Genomic DNA, 22762 nt, shown 5'->3' with positions numbered 1-22762 from the left:
GTAATTAAAAATCCCAACGTCCGGGTTGCAACATATTGAATTGGCCTAAACTGGCTCGATCAACAGCAGAACCTAACGGTGCCTTGACCCGAAGCGCCCATTCTTGCTGATCCTGAAAATGCCTCGCCGCTACATCCTGTTTGTCATGAATTAAAAATAAAATGCGGTTCTCCCACATTTGTTCAAACTCATCGCGGGGTATGACCTTTATGCCTACAGCGGGATCTCCAACCAGAACTTCCTGCTCATTAAGTCCTTTAATAATGATGAAGTGTAAATAACCGTTATTATTGATAATAGTGATTGCCGGCGCATTAGCGGTAATCAATTGATCTAACTTGATCTTGAAACCATCGGAGCGATAGCCGCGTCTTTCCAGATAAAGTTTTATATCCAGTAACGAAAATCCCTGTTTTTGGATCTTTTGCTGATCGCCATTTTGATACATATCAACAAACACACTTTGTTCATCGACCCTGTCGTCATAGTGATAAGTCAATAGACTGGCCAAGGTTGCCGAACCGCAGCTGAAATCGTACTGCTGCTTATAAACGGTTTTGAACCGGCGCTCCGAGAAACTCGTCACGGGAACGTCATAGTTGCCTGCGCCCGCCATACCGTTAAAGTTTAAAGAACCTGCATTGCTACAAAATGCAGGGAGTATCAGAAGAACACATTTAACAAAAAAACTTATCATGCCGCACTTCCAATGTATAAAAGTTATTAAGGTACGATTGTGACATTCACAATCGTCGAGTCCTGGATGATGACATTGTTGCCGCTATTTTGAATCACACTGGTAATGCCGCTTGCCTGCGTAATTGAACCGTTATCGATAATGTTGTAACCGTTGACGTTATTGTTTGCTTGATTACCACTGAGTGTGGCTCGTACATTCATATTATTAAGCGTTGTTATATCGACACCTTCACGACCCCGCGCATTATCCAGCTCATCTGGCAACACTGTTTCGCTCGAAGAAAAAAGTAGCTTATCCTGTTGATCGAAATCAGCTTTAGCCGCCTGAGTTTGCGTAATGACTACGAGTAAAGTTACCAAACAGCCCTTTAAAATTTTTATAATTCTTCCCATGGCGTTCCCCTTCCATCTTTGATGATATGTAGTTAAGAGCCGATGAATGATTGCTCACTCATCGGCAAAGATCATCAACTACTACAGTGGACTAACTTACAAAAGCTTAAGGAGCTACTGTGGGTTGATTAACATTTACGTTGCCTTGGAAAGATACTTGTTGTTGTGCCAGAGAATTATGACCAAGGTTTTGAACAGTCTGGTTAATGCCCGCACTGCCATTCAAAGCATTATCCAAATTGTTGTTGGCAGCATAGGAAGTTGAATTCTTTGGCACCTCACCGCCAAAGCTGACTGGCGCACCGGTTACACTACCTGACAAAGATGAATTATTCACCTTGTAGTCGGTAGTTATGTTACCGGTCTTGGATACTGCCGCACCGGCTCCAGATGCAGTTAATACGCTGTTATCAGCGTTATTGGTGTTGTCGGTAGTTGCAGAAGCGTTGCTGCCGTTATTAGCCGAGGCGGAACCTTGACCATTTGCCGAAGCTAAGCTGTGATCGGAGTGATCTGAGGTAGCGGTACTACCGTTATTAGCCGCCGCATCGGTTGCAGATGCAGAGCTGTGGTCGGAATGATCTGAACGATCTGACGTAGCGGTGCTGCCGTTATTGGCGGCTGCATCGGTTCCGGTAGCAGCAGAGTGATCCGAAGTTGCAGTACTGCCGTTACTAGCCGCCGCATCGGTTGCTGTAGTTGTAATACTGTGATTGGAACTGTCAGGATTATTGGTACTGCTATCTGTTGTTGCTTGACTGGAGCTATCTGAGGTAGTTGTACTGTTATCCGTAACAGAGTTATTAGAGTTATCAGTAGTTGCTTTGTTAAAGCTATCAGCTATTGATTTGTTAAAACTATCGGTTGCAGTCTCATTAAGATCTGCCCATGCGTTAGAAACTGAGCCCAATGCAAGAACAATACTTGCTGCTAATATTTTTTTATTAAATTGTTTCATTGTTATTACTCCATGAATATATTTAATCAAATGCAATCAGACGTTGTTCAATAAAACGATCTGATGAGGGTGTAACGGCCGCCTATCTCTCCATTTATCAGCGAGCTGACCCAGCCACTACAGCGACAGTATCCTTAAGCATTCCTTAAATTTCCATAGAATGAATATCAATAAATCATTAAAATCAGTAAGTTACGTATAATTGCCTAGGTAGTCCGACCTATCTTTAAGAGCGCTCCCGACAATCCGGCACCTCAATAACTCACACGAATAACGCATGCTCTCTCCCATTCCGCCGCAAAATTAAAGCGCGACAGTACGGTCGAACATGATCCGACCTGCGTCAGTTGAATTAATACCCTGCATTAAAAACCGGCAATCTATCTAACGGTATGCATCAATGGCCCCCTATTGCCCGCGCCTATGCCTCATCATCCAGACTTCTGTGCTTAGATTGACCATAACAAACCAGGCTTTCGTAGCAATCCGGTCATGCTTATTAACATCCGCTTTAACAAGGAGACTTAACCGGTACCGGCTCTTGACTGCATAACCGGAAAATTGAAGATGCGCCCGTTCTTATCATTACGATAAAAACGGTGCGATCAATAGAGAATCAGGCTGAGCCTGAAATTTAGATACGACGATAATCAGTCATTTGTTGTCTAAACAGTGATTCGAACTGCATTGCTATAGCTCACAATGCCATTTAACGACGATATTTTTTAAACCATTCTTTAACAACAGGCCAGCCGCGTGTTAGCCATTGTTCTGTTACAAAAGTGGTCGCCAGTTTAATCTGTTCCGCAAGCACCTTAATATAAAACCATGCCCGATCCGCAACAGACGCTTGCGAACTATCGCGCCACTGTAAATAACGTGAGCCTAAACCATCAATAAATACCGGCTTAAAAAACCACATTTCCAAAATAGAAGTCGCCCACATAAACATGAATGAAACCGCCATGCCCATACCGGCAAGAATAACCAGCCATGCAAACATCGGATGAATTTTAGTCAACCACCATGACAATATATCGGCGATTAAAAACACATAAGGCATGCCGATGGCAATACACTTATATTGCGTTGTTGTGGTTTCCGCAAAGCTGAAAATAAGCCCGATAAACATGAAAATAAAGCTGATGCCGAACAAATGAATATGCGAAACACGGATTAATGAGCTAAAGGTCGCTCCCGTATCTTGCGTCGATAAAGCTTTTAGCGACTCAAACTTGGTAAAATCCGGTATGCCGGATGCCTCTTTGTTATGGCACATCACACAACGGCTCTCGATTATTTTATCGACACCGTCAGCCTTATAATCATCAATGCTCGCACCGTCCCTAACCCATTCCATGATCTTAAAACGCTCCTGTTCCGGCGCCTTATCCTTCATCGAACCATTCAATTTCTGCTCCAGGACCGTGCCTGAACGGTTACCGTAATAACTGTAAACAATATCATCGACAGACAGGCCGAACTTGCCGTCCGCCATACCATGAGTAAACAATATCTGGACTAATGCGAAAAAATAGCCGATGCCAACCGTACACAGATAACCGGTAAACAACACTTTGATAGGCGTATCGTGATCTTTTAAAGGAGTATATTTTGTTGTCATAATGTCGATTGATAATTTGTTGTGTTAAGGCCCAATCATCTCATGTCTGGCGTGTAGCACCAGTCAATGACCGAAGATAAGATTATACTTTGTCTTGATTACGTTATTATTGCCATGTTATCAACCCGCTTTCTGCTTATCGCGGTTATTCAACAACATTCCCTCTGCCTTGCTCCCCAAATAAACATAAACACCCAGCGACACCAACAACAACGCCACGGCGATAATAATCCAAACCGCTTCAATTATATGTTCGCTATCGCTCTTTAACGCAGACTTAAAAATCATTAACAGCGATTCGATGGACACGGCAATAATAATTACCGAAATAAAACGAGTAATCGTTCGCCGGGTTGAGCTATGCCTGAGTACATCCTTGTATAACAGCACTTCTTCCTCCAGCGTTGTTTTGCCCAAGTCAAAAATCGCCAGACTCAAGGTCAGGTAAATGACGACACTCAACGGCATCTCCAGCCGTTTTTCCGGAGTCATCATTAAATAGATCACGTCCAAACCCTCGACCCCGGCCGCGTAAAGCAACATCAACGCCACCGTAAACAAGCCCAGTACGATCATCGTATACATGGTTTTAAAATAAGGTTCGAAATGAATGCGCCGACTGTCGCCGGTTAGTATTGCCAGCATGGAGCCAAGATCGATATCCAGCACAACGACCCCTTTTATGGAGCTGTCATCATTGCTCATCTTCATGCTGGCGGACAGGCATAACTCCCGTCTGACACTGGACAGGTAAGGCTCGGTTACCACTACGCCGTCGGCTTTCATCGCAGCCACATAATAGGGCCGGTTGCTACGATCTGCATCCATGCCGATTTTAGGATGATGCTTAAAATGACTGCCCGGCACATTCATGCAGCTTTGCCTGCCTTTTGCATCAAGCAAGTAAAGAAGGCTTACAAAGGGATAATACGAACACAAAGAATTGAGCAACTCGGTAAGTTCCTCCTGATTTTTTTCAAACATTTTCTCATCGGCAAAACAACCTAAAATGGAAGAAAGCAGATTATGAATGGCTATGCGATGCTCCTCATATTTTTCAATAACATTAATATGGCTCATTTTAGACATGCTTTGGACCTTGAAAACTTATGATGATTACCCATGACTAAAGCAGCTTTTGTGCCAGGCAATCAATACGGCATAATCCTCATGGACGCTCCAAAACACTTTAATCAAGCCTATTAAAAGAACTTTATTGGTGCAAAACCATAAAAATTGCACCATATTAATGCACCTCAGTCATCGGCTCAAATACTTACGCCACAGAGTATATAAGTTATACCTGTCTAAATTAACAGCTCAAACTGATGCATTAATTACCGGCAGCTTTGGCACATCGATTGCTTGCATGAACGCAATGACTTCCGCGTCGGTCGGAGTGCTAAAATGCAAAATCAATGGCAGAACTCCTTAAAATCAATCATTTCGATATGAATCCAGAAAAAAAATTATTCCCTTATTTTCAGCCTATTGTTGGTGCCGCCAGCGGCACCATTATCGGTTATGAAGCATTAGCCCGGCAACATGACGGTAATGGTCGGGTTATTTCGGCCGGCGAATTATTTTCCTCTCCAGACATTGCAGCGGAACAACTGATAGCATGGGATCGCCTGGTTCGACGCCAAGCTCTGGAACAATTCAGTCGATCAAATTACAAGGGCTATTTGGCCATCAATATTTCAGCAGCCTGGATCGACCACCTCGCTGACTTTACATCCTTGCCGACACTACTCATGCTGGAGGAGTTTAATGTTGACAGAAGCCGCGTCATTATTGAAATAACCGAATCAAAAGGCGATCTGGACAAACTCGTTGAAATTGCCAGCCTGTACCGACAGCACGGCTTAAAAATAGCGATTGATGATTTTGGTGCCGGTTTCTCTCAACTGGAAAGGGTCATGGCGATACAACCCGATATCATCAAACTGGATATGCAGTTATTTCAGAATGCCGCCAAAGGCGGTATAGCCAGTGACGTAGTGCATTTAATATCCCGCTTGGCTAAACGCACCGGTTGCCGCATCGTTTGTGAGGGCGTGGAAACCGTTGACGACTTCCATTTCGGTTTAAGTTGCGGCGCCCAATATATGCAAGGCTATCTGTTCTCACCCGCCACAGCGGAGTTCAATGAGCCGCTACATTATCAAAAACAAATCGGTTCTTTAAGAAAGACTTTCCTGAAAAAAACCTTAGCCAAAGAAGAACACAAGATAAAGTTTATCGCCAACATTAAAGAGTTAATCGAACTCTTGAAAGAATCGCTGGAAACCGATTTCAACCTCAAAAAATTATTAGCGCACCCGTTTGAAAAAAGCGGCATTTTACGATTCTATTTATGTAATAACGAGGGCGACCAAATCTCATCGAATTTTAACTTTGCCCAGGGTGAGTGGTTCGAAGATTCCGCTCAAATTGGCTTTAATTGGGCATGGCGACCTTATTTTTATCAATTGCTGGCACTTGAGTCGGCAAAGGACAGCTATCGTTTAGTGACATCCGAGCGCTATCGGGATTTTAATAACGATATGCTTTGTAAAACCCTCTCGCTTAGACTGGACGACGAGCGTATTTTACTGATCGATATTGCTGCCGAATGGCTATGATTTCCACTCTTCGAAGAATTTAATCGTCCGCGTTTTTTTGCGCGTTCAATACAGGTATAGCCGACTACGATACCCTGATCGCAGTAATCTTCCCAAAACCATCCCGGCACTTTCGCCGAACAAAATTCCAGCCGTAAATAGCCATTACTCACATTAAGGTGTAATGTTTCTAACAAAGCCGCTTTGATTCTTGCGCACCAATTTGAGGCGGATACGATAGCCAATTAAAACAGAAAAGTAACCACTGCTTTCAACTTTCCCCCATTAATGACAGGCATTGCAAGCATGGAGCTTAAACGTCCTTCTACAAGGGCGCCTTCAGAGTTATTTCTAATAGAGGGAACGCCGGTTAGCCACACCCTGCCCAATATTCCCTCGCCTTTGCGTACCGAGACGGCTTCAAAAATTTCTGCCAGCTCATCATTTTGTTTACTGTATCCTGACTGACATACCAGCCGTTGACCGCTTTCATCCGGCACCCATATCTGTATGCGCCTGGCAATTGGCGTCGCTTTAGCCGATAGAAATGTCATGATATAAACCTGATTGGCAACAACCGAAACCGGGATCCCCAGTGCAGTAGTTATTCCTGCTTTTCTGGCGTCAGGGCTTCTGATAAAAGCGGAGGCTTGCCCCAGATCCTCTATCAGCACGGGCATGCCTGTTTCCCACACCTTGCCGGGTAAACCCGAACCTTTGATAAAACTCATTGTTCTGGATATCTTTTCAAAATCATCCAACGTACCGTAATATCCGTCGATAATAGCCAGCTCGGCATTGTTCTCTAAACTGTTGCTCCATACTTCTATAGCGCCGGCATGATGCTGATCGTCGCCGCACAAAAAAACCACCACGGCCATTATGAATTCACCTGAAAAAACAGGTATCGCAATACCGCAGGTCAAACCCGCTTTTTTAGCTGATTTTGTCCGCTTAAAATAAGAATGATCAAACTCCGTTAATACGACAGGATGACCTGCGGCCCATGCTTTACCGGGTAAACCTTCATCATAAGCGAAAGATTCTTTTTCACTGGCAACCCGGAATTCATTCAAAAGGCCATACAGCCCCGCGCTAAATCCCAAGCGGGTACGGTCTTTTGTCGGTATCCATACTTCCGTTACTTTAATAAAAGTTTTCATATCAAGCTGTTTTCTTTATAGAAGGATGACTTATCTTAAACATAATCGGAATACCTGAGAATTAATAATAACTATTCGAGTAACAGCAGGTTTTATGCCGGATTGGAAAAATAGCTCAGGCAATTGCAACAGTCTCTACTCGAAAATATCAGGAACAGTTGCTATAAAAGAACTTAATTGGTGCAATATATAGAGGAATTGCACTCATTCGATGCGTTGTTTATAGAAACTCAAAAATCTTTGTCACATAAAAGACATTCGCTAAGTCATTATAATTATTAGATAATACCTCTAGCAAAAACCGCTATGACAATTTTGGCATAACGATTGCGTTAAACCCTACAAGGTCCCCAATGGCGGGGCACTAGAAGATGTAGGTTTAACGCCGAACCCTATTGACAAAGTCGTCTAACAAACTCAATGCATGGCATTCATCGTACAGAAGTTTTTTATCTCATTTAAGAATAGAAAACCTGACGATGAACTAATTGTTTCTTACTATAAATATTATGCCGGATAGCTATCCTTCTGAATATTCAAAACAATTTGAACACCATTACATTGTAGGCCATCAACGTATCCTGAGATTTAATATAATTGACGCAAAACAATCATAATAGTTTGTAAAAAACTTATGACCGGCCGGAATATAGACCTGGTCGGAGTGTTGCCCAATTAACAATCCCAATCATAAAATAGAAATAGGAAATAGGAAATAGCATCATGCTAAATAAATTGAAAAATTCCGGTCTGTTAACTATCAAAATGCGCTTTACGATAATTTTAAGCACTTTGATCATCGGTTTTTCACTGTTTGGTTTCGCAACATTCAAAGCCATGAATACGCTGAATGTTAATGGCCCTATATACCAGCGCATTATTCAGGGTAAAGATATTATTGCCGACGTTCTGCCGCCTCCTGAATATATCATTGAGTCCTATCTGGTAGCGCTGCAACTGCCCCAAGCCGCCAATTCTACAGAAACCAGCGCTTTAATAGCGCGTTTTCAAACGCTAAAAATAGAATACGAGTCTCGCCATGGTTATTGGTTAGGCCAGACATTGGAACAGGAGCTCAATACTCCACTGCTTCAAGCTTCTTATCAGGCCGCGCAAGACTTTTATAATGAAGCCGACCATTATTTCCTACCTGCTATTCAGGCAGGAGACCACAACGCATCGCAGGCCAGCCTCCAAAAAATGCGTACTGCCTATGAACAGCACCGTAGCGCTATTGATAAAGTGGTGCAGCTTGCGACGGCTCGTAACCTGAAAGATGAGACTCAAGCACAAGATACAATATATTGGTACGAAATCTTCCTGGTCGGCATTTTCATATTCAGCGTTGTTATGGCGGCAGTCTTTACCGTACTGATCAGCCGCAGCATTATAGGTTCGCTCAAAACCGTCCAACAGGTTGCCGGAGCCATTGCAGATGGAGATCTGAACTCCAATATCGACATTCATCAAAAAGATGAGATTGGGGATCTATTGCGCTCCATGAAAACCATGCAGGATTCCATCAACTTCTTCGTTGCAGGCCTGGACGATATGGCGAAAAAGCATGCGCAAGGCTGGGTTAAAGAACAACTTGACAGCTCAACATTCTCAGGTATCTACGGCAAGATAGCCTATGAAGTTAATGACTTAATTCAATCGCGTATCCTGATCAATAGAAAGCTGATCAGCATTGTTTCCCAATATTCGAAAGGTGACTTTTCTATGGATATGGACGTTTTGCCGGGAGAAACAATTGCGATTACCGAGATTATGGACAATGCAAAAAAGACCTTTCTCGCAGTTAACAACGAAATCAAAATGCTTGCAGAAGCAGGCGCTCAAGGCGATTTCTCAAAGCGTACTCATCCGGATAAATTTGAGTTCATGTTCAAAGGGATTCTGGCTAATCTCAATAACCTGATGGAAACCTGCGATGTCGGCTTTAATGACGTATTGCATGTCGCCGATGCCCTGGCTCAAGGTGATTTAACCCAAACCATCGATAAGAACTACCCCGGCACTTTTGGCGAAGTGATTGTCGGTATGAATAATATTGTAGACAACCTCAAAGACCTGGTCGGCAACATCAAAGACTCCACCGACAGTATTAGCACAGCGTCTAAAGAAATTGCCGCAGGCAACAATGACCTGTCTCATCGCACTGAGGAACAAGCCGCCAGCCTGGAGCAAACCGCAGCCAGCATGGAAGAACTGACCTCCGCCGTGCAGCATAATGCGACCAACGCCCAACAAGCCAACAAGCTTGCCGTTAACGCATCCGACATCGCGGGCAAAGGCGTTGAAGTCGTCGGTCAAGTCGTCACGACCATGAATGACATTAATGACGCTTCACATAAAATCGGGGATATTATCTCGGTCATCGACGACATCGCGTTCCAGACCAATATTCTCGCCCTCAACGCCGCAGTAGAAGCCGCCCGCGCCGGTGAACAAGGCCGGGGCTTTGCCGTAGTAGCGGTAGAAGTGCGTAATCTTGCGCAACGCGCCGCGACGGCTGCCGGAGAAATTAAAGATTTGATTAACGATTCGGTGGGCAAAGTCTCGGTAGGCAGTAAATTGGTTGCCCAGGCCGGACTGACGATGGAAGAAATTGTCACTTCCATCCGTGGCGTTACCGACATGATGTCCGAAATCACCACCGCCTCTGCCGAACAAAGCTCCGGTATCGAACAGGTCAATATGGCCATCGCTCAAATGGATGATGTGACCCAACAAAATGCCGCCCTAGTCGAGCAGGCCGCAGCGGCGGCGGAATCACTGGAAGAACAAGCGCAAAACCTGGTGCTCACAGTGAACGGCTTTAAAGTGGCGACTCACTCAGGCCACTCCAAACCCAACCATTTAAACAGCTACCTTCATTTGCCGGTTGCGAAAAAAGAAATAACCTTACCCAAAACAAATGTCAGGCAGTTACAACTTGCTGGCAGTGATGAGTGGGATGAGTTTTGACCGCATTTATTATCAATTTTGCCCGGATGAACCTTTTATAAATAGCCATGGACATCACTATCACCACCCCTGCCCTATTATTTCCAGCCATTTCAGTTTTGTTTTTGGCCTATTCCAACCGTTTTCTGGCAATTGCCAGCCGGATTAGAGAGCAGCACAACCTGTTTAACAAAACCCAAAGCCCGGTTGCCAAAAAACAGATCGACAGCTTAAGACTCCGCATCCGTTTTATTGTCGCCATGCAAGTGTTGGGAATCATTGGAATCATCAGCTGCACACTGGCTATGGGATTGATTTTTTACGGATTGCAATATCTCGGCAACATTACTTTCGGCTTCAGCATGATGTTTATTGTTTTATCGTTATTAGCATCAATAAGCGAGTTATTGCTTTCAACAAAAGCACTCAATATCGAATTGGAAGATATGGAGGCGCATTAATCATCGATTCTTCATAGTTGGTGCAAACAGGTAGCTAAACGCACAAGATTGATGCATTACAGACATAAACCATCAGCCCTTTACCCTACCCTACGAACTATAACCGCCTATATTCATTAGCTTAAACCTATGAAGTAAGCATTTAATAAAAGTGGCATAACGATTGCTTTAAACAATACAGGTGCTCCAACGACGGGGCACTAAAAAATATCGGTTCAACGGCGAACCAAAACAGACAAAGGCGTCTACCAGACGGATACATCACGTATTTCGTCAGGTGACGCTTTTTTTTTGCTTATTTTTTTACAACCTGCTGAGGTTAATATGAAACAAACCGGACGATTTACTGCCAAAAAACTGGTTACGGCATTGGTTGCTGTGGCTGCGATATCAACTTTTTGCTTTGCAACCAGTGCCTATGCAGCTGAAAAGCTGGAAAAAGAAAGCTTAAAGCTCGGCTTCATCAAACTGACCGATATGGCGCCTTTGGCGGTTGCGTTGGAAAAAGGCTATTTCGAAGATGAAGGTCTTTCTGTGCAATTGGAAGCCCAAGCCAACTGGAAGGTTTTATTGGACCGTGTCGTCAGCGGCGAACTGGACGGGGCGCACATGCTGGCTACCCTACCCTTTGGCACTGCGATCGGCTACGGCACCAAGGCCGATATCGTCAGCGCTTTTACCTTGACCTTAAACGGCGATGCGATAACGGTATCCAACGATGTCTGGAATCAAATGAAGCCGCAAATCCCGGTCAAAGACGGCAAGCCGGTGCATCCGATCAAAGCCGATACCTTAAAACCGGTACTGGAAAAATACAAAAGCGCGGGTAAACCTTTCAACATGGCGATGACTTTTCCGGTCGGCACGCACAATATGAAACTGCGTTACTGGCTGGCGGCCGGCGGTATCAAGCCTGGATTTTACGCACCGCCTGAAGATACGTCCGGCCAAATCGACGCCGAGGCAATGCTGTCTGTCACACCGCCGCCGCAAATGCCCGCCACGATGGATTCAGGCACGATCGTCGGTTACTGCGTAGGCGAACCTTGGAATCAGCAAGCCGTATTCAAAGGTATCGGCGTACCGGTCATCAGCGATTATGAGTTGATGAAAAACAGCGCTGAAAAAATCTTCGGTGTGAACAAAGAATGGGCCGACAAAAACCCCAACACTCACAAAGCAGTCATCAAGGCGTTGATTCGCGCATCGATGTGGTTGGATGCGGAAAACAACAAAAATCGTAACGAAGGCGTAGAAATGCTGTCGCAAAAACAATATGTCGGCGCCGACTACGAGGTTCTTGCGAACAGCATGAACGGTACGTTCGAATATGAAAAAGGCGACAAACGCGACCTGCCCGATTTCAACGTGTTCTTCCGTCATAACGGTTCTTACCCTTATTACAGCGATGCGATCTGGAGCCTGACGCAAATGCGCCGCTGGGGCCAAATCAACGAATTCAAACCCGACTCCTGGTACCTGGAAACCGCTAAAAAAGTGTACCGCCCTGATATCTATATGGCTGCTGCTAAAGCGCTGGTCGCCGAAGGCAAAGCAAAAGCCGGCGATTTTCCTTCCGACAGCGAAACCGGCATCAAGCCGCCTAGTGCAGACTTCATTGACGGTGTTAGTTTCGACGCGACCAAACCCAATGATTATTTAACTAAATTTGCGATCGGCCTTAAAGGCAAGCAAAAAGTGGTCGGTGGCAAGGTGGTTGAGTAGTTGAGATGCATCACCCGCTGGTCCCCAAGCTCCAGATTGGGAACCAGCCCGTGAGTCTATTTAGGGAGAATTTAAACATGCCAACACCAAGAATATTAAACAGTTCCGTTTTCTTTCATCCGACTGACGGTGAGCCGATACGTTCGGTTGTCACCCGATCTAAAGATGCGGTAGTCGTGGCTTGGCACATTAAAAAAGGGCAGCAAATCCCGCTGCATATTCATCCGTATGGACAGGACACCTGGACGATACTGGCAGGCCAAGGCCACTATCATCTGGACAACAACGGAACCACCAGACCGATTATCGCAGGCGATGTCGTCGTGGCTCATACCGGTGAAATCCATGGAGTATTTAACAGTAACCCCGAACCGTTGGTGTTTATTTCGGTAGTCTCACCTGCTGACGCCGGATATCAACCTATTTAACAAAGCAACGATGCGCAAACAAATGCACCCATTGTTACAGTCGTCGAAAATTTAGGAGCCAAACATGTACTACAATCAACTCATAAAATTTTTAAACATAACCGGGCTAACCTGGTTTGTTCCTTTTGTAAAAATAGCCGCCGGAGAAAATGCCTCGCTGCAAATCCGCCAACTGTGGCTGGTCATGGGTGTGCCCATACTCGCTTTTATGGTCTTTCTGGGGCTGTGGAGCTTTTCCGCATCCAAAATCAACACCAGCCTGGGCGCTATTCCCGGCCCAGTCGCCGTATGGCACGAAGCGGCCGGATTGCTGGACGATCATTTCGCCGAACGGGCCAAAGAAGCCGCCTATTACCAACGCCAGCAAGACCGCAACGAACAAAAGCAAGCGGAAGATCCGGCCGCTGAAATCAAAGTCCGTCCCTATAACGGACAAGCCACTTATCTGGACAAGATTTTCACCAGCCTTTACACGGTGTTTGCAGGCTTTGTGATTGCCACACTGATCGCCGTACCGCTCGGCCTGCTCTGCGGTATGAGCCCGGTCTTTAACACCGCTATCAACCCGCTGGTACAGATTTTCAAGCCGGTATCGCCGTTGGCCTGGCTGCCCATCGTCACGCTGGTGGTCAGCGCCGTCTATGTAACCGGCGATAATTCCTGGTTTGAAAAGTCTTTCCTGACTTCCGCAATCACCGTCACCTTGTGCTCGCTATGGCCGACTCTTATCAACACCGCAGTCGGCGTGACTTCTATAGACAAAGACCTGATCAATGTCGGCAAAGTGTTACGCCTGGGCTGGGGCACCCAAATCAAGAAAATCGTCTTACCGTCCGCATTGCCTTATATCTTCACCGGCATGCGTTTGTCGTTGGGCGTGGGCTGGATGGTGTTAATCGCTGCGGAAATGCTGGCGCAAAATCCTGGGCTGGGCAAATTCGTTTGGGATGAATTCCAGAACGGCAGTTCCAACTCATTAGGCCGAATCATGGTCGCGGTCTTTACCATAGGGCTGATCGGCTTTGCGTTGGACCGCATCATGCAGTCCTTACAAAATATATTCTCTTTCGGTAGAGCGCTTTAATCAGGAGCCGAAGATGTCCGTCGTAAATCTTAATATTGTAAATACTCGCATGCAGACCAAATCGCCTGCGCCATCGAATGACGCCCACCAGCCTTTACTGGAATTAAAAGCTGTCTGCAAAAGCTACGGCGCGACATCCATCCTCAACAACATCAACCTGAGCATCAAAGAAGGCGAATTCATTGCCATTGTCGGCTTCTCAGGCAGCGGCAAAACCACGCTGATTTCAACCATTGCCGGGTTAATCCAGGCCGATAGCGGCGAAGTGCTGAAACAAGGCCGACCGATTACCGCACCGGGGCCGGATCGCGGCGTAGTGTTCCAAAACTATTCGCTGATGCCGTGGCTGACCGTGTTTGAAAACGTGGCGTTGGCGGTCGATCAGATATTTAAAGACTGGACGGCCGAACAACGCAAAGCGCATACCGAGAAATACGTCAGGATGGTTAACCTTGGTGCGGCCATGGATAAAAAACCTGCCGAGCTTTCCGGCGGTATGCGGCAACGGGTCAACGTAGCCAGGGCTTTGGCCGCCAGCCCCGATATTTTACTGCTCGACGAACCGCTCAGCGCGCTGGATGCGTTGACGCGCGGCAACCTGCAGGACGAGATTTTGCAAATCTGGGAGCAGGAAAAGAAAACCGTCATTCTGATCACCAACGACGTCGATGAAGCCATCTACATGGCGGACCGGGTCATACCGTTGAACCCCGGCCCTGATGCGACTTTCGGCCCGGATTTTCATATCAATATCGAACGTCCCAGAGACCGGACTGCATTAAACCATAATGCCGAGTTTAAAAGATTACGCGCCGAAATCACCCGTTATTTAATGGACATCGGCATCGAGAAAAACCTGGGGGCGAGCGCTGAAAAAGTCGTCCTGCCCAATGTTAAGCCCAATACCAGCAATGATTGGGATCGCGACCAATCGGTCTTCGCTGCGTCCGTTCCCGACGGACCTGCGGCATACACACCATCCCTGGCGATAAAACCCACGAAGGACGATTTAGGCCGCGCCCGTTACCTGGAATTTTCAAAGCTAGGCAAAATCTACCCCACACCCGACGGCAACAGTTCGGTTAAAGTCGTGGACGGCTTCGACCTGAAAATGAAAAAAGGCGAATTCATATCGATCATCGGCCATTCCGGCTGCGGTAAGTCAACCGTATTATCGATGACCGCCGGTTTAAACAGCGTATCCGAAGGCGTAATCATCCTGGACAACAAGGAAATCGCCAGCGCCGGGCCGGATCGAGGCGTGGTATTCCAGGCACCCAGCCTGTTCCCCTGGCTGACCGCGTTTGAAAACGTCATGTTGGGCGTGGATAAAGTCTATCCTCATGCCGCCAAATCGGAGCGCGATGATATTGTCGAATACTACCTGACCCGCGTCGGTTTGGGCGATTCACTGCGCAAAAAAGCCGGAGACATGTCCAACGGCATGCGCCAACGGGTCGGCATTGCCCGCGCTTTTGCTTTGTCGCCCAAACTGCTGTTACTGGATGAACCGTTCGGCATGTTAGATTCCCTGACCCGCTGGGAATTGCAGGAAGTGTTGATGGAAGTCTGGGAAAGAACGCATGTAACGGCCATCGTGGTGACCCATGATGTCGATGAAGCGATCTTGCTCGCAGACCGCGTGGTAATGATGACCAACGGCCCGCACGCCAAAATCGGCAAAATAGAAGAGATCGATTTGCCAAGACCGCGCAGCCGCAAAGCCCTGCTCGAGCATCCCGATTACTACAAATACCGGGAAAGCATCTTGAGCTTTCTGACCGAATGCGACCATACGCATTAGACATAAATAATCCACGAACAGCACGAAAATATTCAATGCGTAGGTGTGCTTAGGTACGAAGCACATCCTACGCATTGAAGATAAAAACTTCGTGTCCTTCGTGTCTTCGTGGTGAATTAATCGCTATACCAAGTTCTTATTTTAAATTAATGAAGGAGGCTTTATGCCGCAGCAACAAAGAAAAAACCCTTTATCTGCATCACTATTGGCCCTGTCAGTAGTCAGCGGCTCAGCTTTCGCCGGCGTTACCCAGGATGTTGAGGATGCGCTTAATTTCTATCATTACGGTAAAAACGGCGCGATCAAGTTCGACCTGAACACGCGTTGGGAAAACGTTGATCAGGGCATCGCCAAAAACCCGGCAACCGGCCTGGCCCTGCCTGCGGCAAGACAACCACACACCGCTAATGGCGTTACTTCGCGTTTACGCATCGGTTTACTGTCTCCGGTATTCCATGGCATTCAGGGTTACGCCGAATACGAAGGTAATCTTGCAATGGTGGACGATTATAATAGTTCGCGTAACAGCAATACCGGCTACTCAACGATTGCCGACCCTGAAAAAAGCGAACTCAACCAATTATGGCTCAGCTATGCCGGTATTCCCGATACGCTAATTAAAGGCGGGCGGCAACGCATCAAGTTCGATGACGACCGTTTTATCGGCAACGTCGGTTGGCGGCAAATGGAAACAACCTTCGATTCGGTGCTGATCACCCACAACAATCAACAGCTATTCGGCCTGACTGTTAACGCAGGCTTTATCGGGAATGTACAAACGTTTACAGCCACCAACGAACATATCGACGCCCCGATTCTGAACATCAATTATAAAGTCGGCGATTACGGCAACCTGGTCGGTTACGGCTATTGGCTGGATTATACCGAGCGTGAAAATTATGAAAAATCAAGCCAAAGCTATGGTTTGCGCATGACAAACTTTATGAAACCGGGCGATACGCTAAAATTGAGCGATAACTACGGCCTGGTTTATACCGCTGAATGGAGCTTGCAAAAAGATTACGGCCATGGGCCAACCGCGTATCAAGCCAGTCGTATCAATGTGATGGGCGGCTTTACGGCCTATAACCTCACTTTTCAGGGCGCTGTAGAGCAACTAGACGGTAAAGGCACCAATAAAACCTTCGATACGCCGCTAGGCACCAACCATGCCTTCCAGGGCTGGGCGGACTTATTCCTGGTAACGCCTAAAAACGGTATTCGCGATGTGTTCGCCACCATGATTTCCACTTTTGACCGTGGCGAAGTTGTCTTAACAGGGGTTTATCATAATTTTACCGACGATACCGGGCAAATTAAGTACGGCGATGAATGGGATTTCTCGGCGCTTAAGAAATTCGGCAAGCATTATTCGGTGCTGGCTAAATACGCTTATTACAGTGCAAGCGACTATAGCGGAGCCGATACCTTCTCTAATACAGATACCCAAAAAATCTGGTTGCAGGGGAATATCAGTTTTTAGCAATTGTCCGGTTTGCAATAATCCCAGAAAATCGTAACTATTCAGCGGTTAGAAAAAATCATCATCTGCTGAGTAGTTACAAAAAAATCAAGCTTAGGCGGGATACTCGCAGACGCTACCTAACTTTGCACTTATGAGTTGAATCTAAAATTGATTTAATACTGTGGGCGCGAATTGACCATAACATACAGCGCAATTGTTATTGACGCCCAGAGTACGGCTTTTCGAATTGCGACTATCGGCCAAAACCTGTCCTTAGAATAGGTGCCGTTAAGGTCTGCTAAATGTCATTAACGGGTCATTCATAACTTAGCCCCCCGTGCATCTGACCATTACAATTGTTCTGTTTTACAGAATTTACTTTTCAGTAATGAGAAAACTTATATGTACACTATATGCAAACGATAGTTTCATCAAAATTACTTCAGAAGCTCGACACAATTTCTTGCGCTACAGCGCCATGAGCGAGGTATTTAAGAATGTCATGGGCATCTTCATCGCCGTTGTCTATATGGTCAATATTTATGATTTTATCGCACCCGAAAGTTGCACCGTTTAGTTTAGGTTGAAGAGCAACGAAATCCTCGTGGTCTGATACATTCACCCATTTATCCGCATTTGGTAGACAAATAAGCGGAGAGCCAAGTCGACGTTTAACAATTTCAATGCCTAGAGGTGAGCCTGCGGTGAGTAGCAATTTGATATGGACTTGATGCCTAAGACGAAGCAATAAAGAGTAAGCTATAACGGTGCCAAGTGAGTGACTAATGATGACAACATTTTCATCTTTAGATAATCCATCAAATATCTGCTCCTTAACCAGATCATCAATTTTTTCTTTTAATCCTGGTTTGTGAAGATAGGCTGCTGCTTGAGTCAAAAATTTGCTTGCGATTCCCTTGCCCTTTGATGGAAGTATATTTTCTAAGCATCGTGCAATTGCTTTTAACCATTTTTTGTGAATCCCTTTTGCCATGCGTTTATGCGTTTTAAAGTTGTCCTCCTCGTCGAGTTCATTTGAGACTTGCTCATCGCTGATACCATATTTCTGTTGGAATTCGAGGTACAATGCCGCAACTTCGTCATTTGCGAAATCCTCATCAGGAGAATCGACACTCATAGGACGAGAAACTGGTTTATTTTTGCTCCAACTTTCCGTTTCGCCAAGGAGAGCATCCCCATAAAATGCCGCAATAAATTTCGCATCACTGGGTATTGTTAGATTCTCTTTGGCAGCTCCGCTTCTAAGGGCATCACCCCATTCTTTTAGAATGTTTTCTTTCGAATTGTCCTGATTATTAATGCCGTGAATCAGAAGGACTGTTGTCATCACAAATGCTCCTAAAAATTTAATAATAAACTGTTTTTTTACTACCAGTCTTCAGCTTCTTGAGAGCCAGAAACATCATCGATTCTGGAGCTACCAGGACTATTAGTTTCAACAATACGATAGTCAAAAGTTTCGAGAAACATTGTAAGCCCCTCTTCTGTTAAACTTGACGCTGATCGTCCGCTCGTCATTTTGCCGATTTGCCGAATTGATTCTGGAATTTCAAGGTATAGTTCCGTCTGCATGAAGCTCCAGCCTTGACTAAATATTGGAGCAATTCCCCAGAGTCGGACACCCTTGAGTGCCTCAAATTCCCTATAGGCGTAATTGGGACGATTGTTCGCTTTGTCAGTGGGTTTTGAACGTTCCACTGCTGGTAAATCTGCAAATGCGACAAGCTTATTATCTTCTCTACGCCATTCGATTTTGTCCACGCATAACAACGCTAAATCGAATGGTACTGTTCCTGTATTTCGCTCCATATAATGTGCAGTTCTGGCAATATTGGCATAATCGTTCGAAAATTCATAGAGGTATCCTGCTGTTACCGATTGATGTGGGAACTCCTCTTTTCCAATTCTGATTCTATCGGCGAATTTATTGGCATCGGCAGCACGTAATGGCGCATGATTATCGAGATTTGAAAAATCACTTAAATAAGTATCCCAGTCAGTCCATTGACTTATCCATTCCATCGCCCTGTGTCGCGAATCAATCATTCTTTCCCTCTCGCGCCATCGACTCCTTCCAGGACAATAAAACAAGGTATCGCCAGGCAAATCGCGAAAAATAACGGTTATAACGTTAGGATAATAAGGCGTAAGTAGCCACTGATCACCTTGACGGATTAAAATGGGTGCACCACCTTCGCAATGAGTTACTATTATCCTGTAGAAGAGACCGAACGATTGCACAGCAACCGATGCGCCGTTGGGCACAGCAACCAAGTCTGGTGAAAAATCACAAATAGTTGAGAAATCTCTACGATGGAAATCAGGAAAGAAATGACGATATTCGTAGTCTTCTTTGAACGTCTCGAACACTTCTTCGATATGCCGTTTCCCCTGCAAAAGAGTTTGCCTTTGATGTTCTTGAACTTTTGATAGTCTATCTTTTTCTGGGGATCGAAAAGCTGCCATCCTAATTGCCTCTGCTAATTGTGGATTATCCGAACTAGGCATCACTTTCGGGAGCGGTTCCTTTAGTAGCTTATAGAAATTATAAGGAGGATGGATACCAGTAAGAAGATCAGGCTCCATGTCCTCATCAATTGCAGCCGTACGCTTTGTAACTTCTTTCTGAAGATAATCCGCTAACTTATGATTAGTGACGGCTGGCTTGAATCGGTGATCTTCGGTTTCAATTGCCTCTTTAGCTTCACCACGCAGAGCACCTAGCATCACCTCCGAAAATAGGCAGTAAGCATTTTGGCTACCAACGCTATCAATTTGAAATGAATAATCCCCCAGTCCTGTAGATAAAAATCTGTCAAGCTGGATTCGCCTGTTCATCTTTGCTGTTGATGTTAAAATCGGATCACCGGAAAAGTCGATAGCGTCACGACCTGTATTTCGACAAGCATCACCAATGATACATAATTGCCCCGGTTGCTCATCATTGTACGCGCCGATATTGCATTTCAATAAGCCCCGCCTGAAAGATTCTACATTGATTCCTTCGCGCAGATCGTTAGCTGCATCGGTGAGAAGCCAGAACTGATCTCCCGCAGAACGAGCAATACCGTGACCAGCGAAGTAAACAATCAGTCGGTCTATTAGGTTGTTATTCAAAAATTCGGTGACTTTTTCGCGCACGAGCTGGACGTTTATTTCGTCATATTCATCATCAGCTAAATAAAGAACATTATAATTGCAGTCCTCATCAGTCTGTTCAGCCCATTCGCGAAGCCTTCTTGCACTTGTCACTGTTCCAGGAAGATTAGAATATGGGCCATTATATTTTGATACGGCGATAATAATTATTGCTTTATTTTCTATCATATTCATGACCAAAAGTGTTCAAGTTGACAAGGTAAATTTCTTTAAATATGGCTGAAGACTTTTATAAAGCCTTACTATGTTTTCAAAGATTGTCTAAAAGTGCAGTTTATTTGGCTTTGTTGCATAAATCAGTAATTATTTGATTTGTTTGGATGAGTAACTGATGTTACGCGCTGAGCCGTTGCAGTTCGGCAAAACTGGCTTGCAAGGCTTTGAGATAAAGCTTATTTCTAAACGCGAAATGGTTGATTTGATGCTTAAGCTTGAGCTGTTCGAGTTTGAAAAAAGCATAGATGGATGCAAAAAAGTGGTTGCTTTGAGTCCGGATGGTGCGGGTCGGTGAATGAGCCAAGCCGGTGTTGGATTTGATGGATTTGTGGAAGACCTCGACGTTCCACCGTTTTTGATAGAGTGTCGTGATCTGGTCGTAAGTTTGCTGGAGATCGCTGGACGCCAAATAGAGCACACCGCAGCTTCCGTCTTGGTTTTTAAAGACTTGTTTGGTCAACATCACCGGAAAGGAAAGCCCCTTGATGAAAACCAGTCGTGCAGTATTGTCTTCTAGCGGCAGCGCATCCACGCGCACGAAATGACCTTGGCGCTTGTCTTCCAGGCTGAGGGCAACGGTCCGGTTGCTTTTGAGGGCCATGACAAAATCTTTGTTCAGCTCGATTTTAATGAAAACCATGTTTTCTTTGGAGGAAAACCAGTTATCGGTTAACACGATGCGATAACGCAGTTGATTTTGCTGGCACACTCGCAGCATGTGACGTAGTTGCTCGTTTTTGGTAACAGAGCTGTGGCGCTTAACCTGCCGGGTTTGCGTGTCACAAAACAGCAGATCCTTGTGAACGATCTCGAAAGCGACAGGCACATTGACCCCATTGACGTGATACAGACAGTTGAGAATGTTGACGCCTTTGACGGTACGGTTTTGGCCATGATCAAAGTGCCATGAGATGATCTCGTTTTCATCGGTATAGGGTTTTTCTTCAATGGTGTCATCGAAGATCAGCACCCCATCGTCCGCCTCAATGCTGCGGAGGGTTGGCTTTACCAGCGACCACAAGTCGCGGGACGTGTAAGCCGCACCGGCTAAAAATCGGCTGATTTGATCATGGCTAACCTCATGATCCAGCAGTTCGGACAAACCGGTTGCGGTGGTCTGGGCGAACGAACTTATTAGATAATCGCTGTATAACTCTAACAGAGAATTTTTCATGACATCTACCTCACATGAATCCAGTTAACAGGGAATATTCTATGCCTTTAATTCTTCAGTGCGTAACATCAGTGAGTAAAAATGACAAAATTTAAAAGACTCATTTGATATAAACGAATTTATTGATAATTTTCAATCTTTAAAAACATCATCTAAAGAAAATAAATTAGTTAAGCCTGCTAAAACTCTTGATGGTTCATTTGGGGATAGTGCTTTAACTCTTAGTATGCCGAGCCAAAAACCTTCTTTATCTATTCAGAATGAAACATCACTCCATTTCGACCCTATATTTGAACCTGAATTTGCACAAATGGAACAGGAGAATGAGGCATCAAGAAATCTCGTTTTAAAACTGCATCCTGAATTACAAGCTGAATTACAAGATTTTATTAATAATGCTGTTCAAAGACAATCTCACTCTATTTCGCAAAAAGCTGACTTTAATAGAGTGATTATGAACAACAACACCATAGTTAATGTTAAACCAATCCAAAGCAATAAATTTAGTATGACATTCGAATATGCGATTGTTCAAATAGAAAGATACTGGTTGGATACAAAAATATTTCAATATTCTGATCTTTGGTACTCGCTAGCTAAGCGTCAATCATATTTTTCAAATGGTAAAAGAAGTGCTTTAAACAATGGTCCTCTGAGCGCAATTCCTATGGCTTTTATAGTTATAAAAAATTTAAAAATAAATGCAGATTGGACCAATCATGATGTAGAACAAGCTAAAATTTGTAATGTCTTGCCAAAAATGCCATTAACTAATGATAAAAATTTGGTAGTGGATTAAATCTGTAATTAGGCATGAATATCCAAGCCGAATTCGA

The 22762-nt window shown here is 45.0% G+C and carries 18 protein-coding genes; 9 read left to right on the top strand and 9 right to left on the bottom strand.

Annotation, left to right across the window (positions count from 1 at the left end; genetic code table 11):
* Positions 1-4 precede the first annotated feature (4 nt).
* From V7051_RS11095 to V7051_RS11075, 5 genes are all read right to left on the bottom strand, one after another.
* Entirely contained in the window at positions 5-697 is a 693-nt protein-coding gene (locus tag V7051_RS11095; protein WP_333875030.1) for a C39 family peptidase, read from the bottom strand.
* 26 nt (positions 698-723) lie between these two features.
* Positions 724-1092, bottom strand: coding sequence for a hypothetical protein (locus tag V7051_RS11090; protein ID WP_333875029.1), 369 nt, complete (start codon positions 1090-1092; stop codon positions 724-726).
* Between the two features lie 106 nt (positions 1093-1198).
* On the bottom strand, positions 1199-2050 hold the full coding sequence (locus tag V7051_RS11085) for a hypothetical protein (RefSeq protein WP_333875028.1): 852 nt from the start codon (positions 2048-2050) through the stop codon (positions 1199-1201).
* A 709-nt stretch (positions 2051-2759) separates the two neighbouring features.
* Positions 2760-3674, bottom strand: a complete 915-nt coding sequence (locus V7051_RS11080; protein WP_333875027.1) for a hypothetical protein — start codon at positions 3672-3674, stop codon at positions 2760-2762.
* A gap of 120 nt (positions 3675-3794) precedes the next feature.
* Positions 3795-4754 carry a PDC sensor domain-containing protein gene (locus V7051_RS11075; protein ID WP_333875026.1) on the bottom strand — a complete coding sequence of 320 codons (960 nt, stop codon included), beginning with the start codon at positions 4752-4754 and terminating at the stop codon, positions 3795-3797.
* A 338-nt stretch (positions 4755-5092) separates the two neighbouring features.
* Between V7051_RS11075 and V7051_RS11070 the strand changes: the two genes are divergently transcribed.
* Complete coding sequence (locus tag V7051_RS11070) at positions 5093-6298, top strand: EAL domain-containing protein (RefSeq protein ID WP_333875025.1); 1206 nt, start codon at positions 5093-5095, stop codon at positions 6296-6298.
* Positions 6299-6522: 224 nt separating this feature from the next.
* Here V7051_RS11070 and V7051_RS11065 read toward each other — a convergent pair whose 3' ends face one another.
* Positions 6523-7440 carry a GAF domain-containing protein gene (locus V7051_RS11065; protein WP_333875024.1) on the bottom strand — a complete coding sequence of 306 codons (918 nt, stop codon included), beginning with the start codon at positions 7438-7440 and terminating at the stop codon, positions 6523-6525.
* Between the two features lie 723 nt (positions 7441-8163).
* Between V7051_RS11065 and V7051_RS11060 the strand changes: the two genes are divergently transcribed.
* From V7051_RS11060 to V7051_RS11030, 7 genes are all read left to right on the top strand, one after another.
* Positions 8164-10410, top strand: coding sequence for a methyl-accepting chemotaxis protein (locus V7051_RS11060; RefSeq protein ID WP_333875023.1), 2247 nt, complete (start codon positions 8164-8166; stop codon positions 10408-10410).
* A 47-nt stretch (positions 10411-10457) separates the two neighbouring features.
* Positions 10458-10850, top strand: coding sequence for a DUF2721 domain-containing protein (locus tag V7051_RS11055; protein WP_333875022.1), 393 nt, complete (start codon positions 10458-10460; stop codon positions 10848-10850).
* A gap of 324 nt (positions 10851-11174) precedes the next feature.
* Positions 11175-12575, top strand: coding sequence for a CmpA/NrtA family ABC transporter substrate-binding protein (locus V7051_RS11050; RefSeq protein WP_333875021.1), 1401 nt, complete (start codon positions 11175-11177; stop codon positions 12573-12575).
* Positions 12576-12652: 77 nt separating this feature from the next.
* The gene (locus V7051_RS11045) at positions 12653-13003 is read left to right on the top strand and encodes a cupin domain-containing protein (RefSeq protein ID WP_333875020.1); all 351 of its coding nucleotides are present in this window, start codon (positions 12653-12655) and stop codon (positions 13001-13003) included.
* Positions 13004-13067: 64 nt separating this feature from the next.
* Positions 13068-14087: an ABC transporter permease gene (locus V7051_RS11040; protein ID WP_333875019.1), complete on the top strand. Its 1020-nt coding sequence runs from the start codon at positions 13068-13070 to the stop codon at positions 14085-14087.
* 13 nt (positions 14088-14100) lie between these two features.
* The gene (locus tag V7051_RS11035; protein ID WP_333875018.1) at positions 14101-15891 is read left to right on the top strand and encodes an ABC transporter ATP-binding protein; all 1791 of its coding nucleotides are present in this window, start codon (positions 14101-14103) and stop codon (positions 15889-15891) included.
* 163 nt (positions 15892-16054) lie between these two features.
* On the top strand, positions 16055-17374 hold the full coding sequence (locus V7051_RS11030) for an alginate export family protein (protein WP_333875017.1): 1320 nt from the start codon (positions 16055-16057) through the stop codon (positions 17372-17374).
* A 424-nt stretch (positions 17375-17798) separates the two neighbouring features.
* On the opposite strand, the gene V7051_RS11025 is transcribed toward V7051_RS11030, so the two are convergent.
* The 3 genes from V7051_RS11025 to V7051_RS11015 form a co-directional block, all read right to left on the bottom strand.
* A complete protein-coding gene (locus V7051_RS11025; protein ID WP_333875016.1) occupies positions 17799-18704 on the bottom strand; it encodes a hypothetical protein in 906 nt (301 codons plus the stop codon).
* 41 nt (positions 18705-18745) lie between these two features.
* Positions 18746-20704: a hypothetical protein gene (locus V7051_RS11020; RefSeq protein WP_333875015.1), complete on the bottom strand. Its 1959-nt coding sequence runs from the start codon at positions 20702-20704 to the stop codon at positions 18746-18748.
* A gap of 166 nt (positions 20705-20870) precedes the next feature.
* Positions 20871-21926 carry an IS701 family transposase gene (locus V7051_RS11015; RefSeq protein ID WP_333875014.1) on the bottom strand — a complete coding sequence of 352 codons (1056 nt, stop codon included), beginning with the start codon at positions 21924-21926 and terminating at the stop codon, positions 20871-20873.
* A 226-nt stretch (positions 21927-22152) separates the two neighbouring features.
* Here V7051_RS11015 and V7051_RS11010 point away from each other — a divergent pair, with 226 nt between their 5' ends.
* Positions 22153-22725 (top strand): hypothetical protein, encoded by a 573-nt coding sequence (locus V7051_RS11010; protein WP_333875013.1) that lies wholly within the window; start codon positions 22153-22155, stop codon positions 22723-22725.
* The last annotated feature ends 37 nt before the right edge of the window (positions 22726-22762 follow it).

It is taken from the genome of Methylobacter sp., assembly GCF_036845245.1.
Taxonomy (GTDB): domain Bacteria; phylum Pseudomonadota; class Gammaproteobacteria; order Methylococcales; family Methylomonadaceae; genus Methylobacter_A.
Note: the sequence above shows the minus strand (reverse complement) of the source record. Positions and strands in the feature narration are given on the sequence as shown.

What these genes read in the sequence shown, in the direction of transcription:
- V7051_RS11025 (WP_333875016.1), bottom strand. Translation starts at nt 18,704, where the DNA reads ATGACAACAGTCCTTCTGATTCACGGCATTAATAATCAGGACAATTCG.
- V7051_RS11060 (WP_333875023.1), top strand. Translation starts at nt 8,164, where the DNA reads ATGCTAAATAAATTGAAAAATTCCGGTCTGTTAACTATCAAAATGCGC.
- V7051_RS11030 (WP_333875017.1), top strand. Translation starts at nt 16,055, where the DNA reads ATGCCGCAGCAACAAAGAAAAAACCCTTTATCTGCATCACTATTGGCC.
- V7051_RS11080 (WP_333875027.1), bottom strand. Translation starts at nt 3,674, where the DNA reads ATGACAACAAAATATACTCCTTTAAAAGATCACGATACGCCTATCAAA.
- V7051_RS11015 (WP_333875014.1), bottom strand. Translation starts at nt 21,926, where the DNA reads ATGAAAAATTCTCTGTTAGAGTTATACAGCGATTATCTAATAAGTTCG.
- V7051_RS11065 (WP_333875024.1), bottom strand. Translation starts at nt 7,440, where the DNA reads ATGAAAACTTTTATTAAAGTAACGGAAGTATGGATACCGACAAAAGAC.
- V7051_RS11040 (WP_333875019.1), top strand. Translation starts at nt 13,068, where the DNA reads ATGTACTACAATCAACTCATAAAATTTTTAAACATAACCGGGCTAACC.
- V7051_RS11050 (WP_333875021.1), top strand. Translation starts at nt 11,175, where the DNA reads ATGAAACAAACCGGACGATTTACTGCCAAAAAACTGGTTACGGCATTG.
- V7051_RS11095 (WP_333875030.1), bottom strand. Translation starts at nt 697, where the DNA reads ATGATAAGTTTTTTTGTTAAATGTGTTCTTCTGATACTCCCTGCATTT.
- V7051_RS11020 (WP_333875015.1), bottom strand. Translation starts at nt 20,704, where the DNA reads ATGATAGAAAATAAAGCAATAATTATTATCGCCGTATCAAAATATAAT.
- V7051_RS11090 (WP_333875029.1), bottom strand. Translation starts at nt 1,092, where the DNA reads ATGGGAAGAATTATAAAAATTTTAAAGGGCTGTTTGGTAACTTTACTC.
- V7051_RS11055 (WP_333875022.1), top strand. Translation starts at nt 10,458, where the DNA reads ATGGACATCACTATCACCACCCCTGCCCTATTATTTCCAGCCATTTCA.
- V7051_RS11045 (WP_333875020.1), top strand. Translation starts at nt 12,653, where the DNA reads ATGCCAACACCAAGAATATTAAACAGTTCCGTTTTCTTTCATCCGACT.
- V7051_RS11035 (WP_333875018.1), top strand. Translation starts at nt 14,101, where the DNA reads ATGTCCGTCGTAAATCTTAATATTGTAAATACTCGCATGCAGACCAAA.
- V7051_RS11070 (WP_333875025.1), top strand. Translation starts at nt 5,093, where the DNA reads ATGGCAGAACTCCTTAAAATCAATCATTTCGATATGAATCCAGAAAAA.
- V7051_RS11010 (WP_333875013.1), top strand. Translation starts at nt 22,153, where the DNA reads ATGCCGAGCCAAAAACCTTCTTTATCTATTCAGAATGAAACATCACTC.
- V7051_RS11085 (WP_333875028.1), bottom strand. Translation starts at nt 2,050, where the DNA reads ATGAAACAATTTAATAAAAAAATATTAGCAGCAAGTATTGTTCTTGCA.
- V7051_RS11075 (WP_333875026.1), bottom strand. Translation starts at nt 4,754, where the DNA reads ATGAGCCATATTAATGTTATTGAAAAATATGAGGAGCATCGCATAGCC.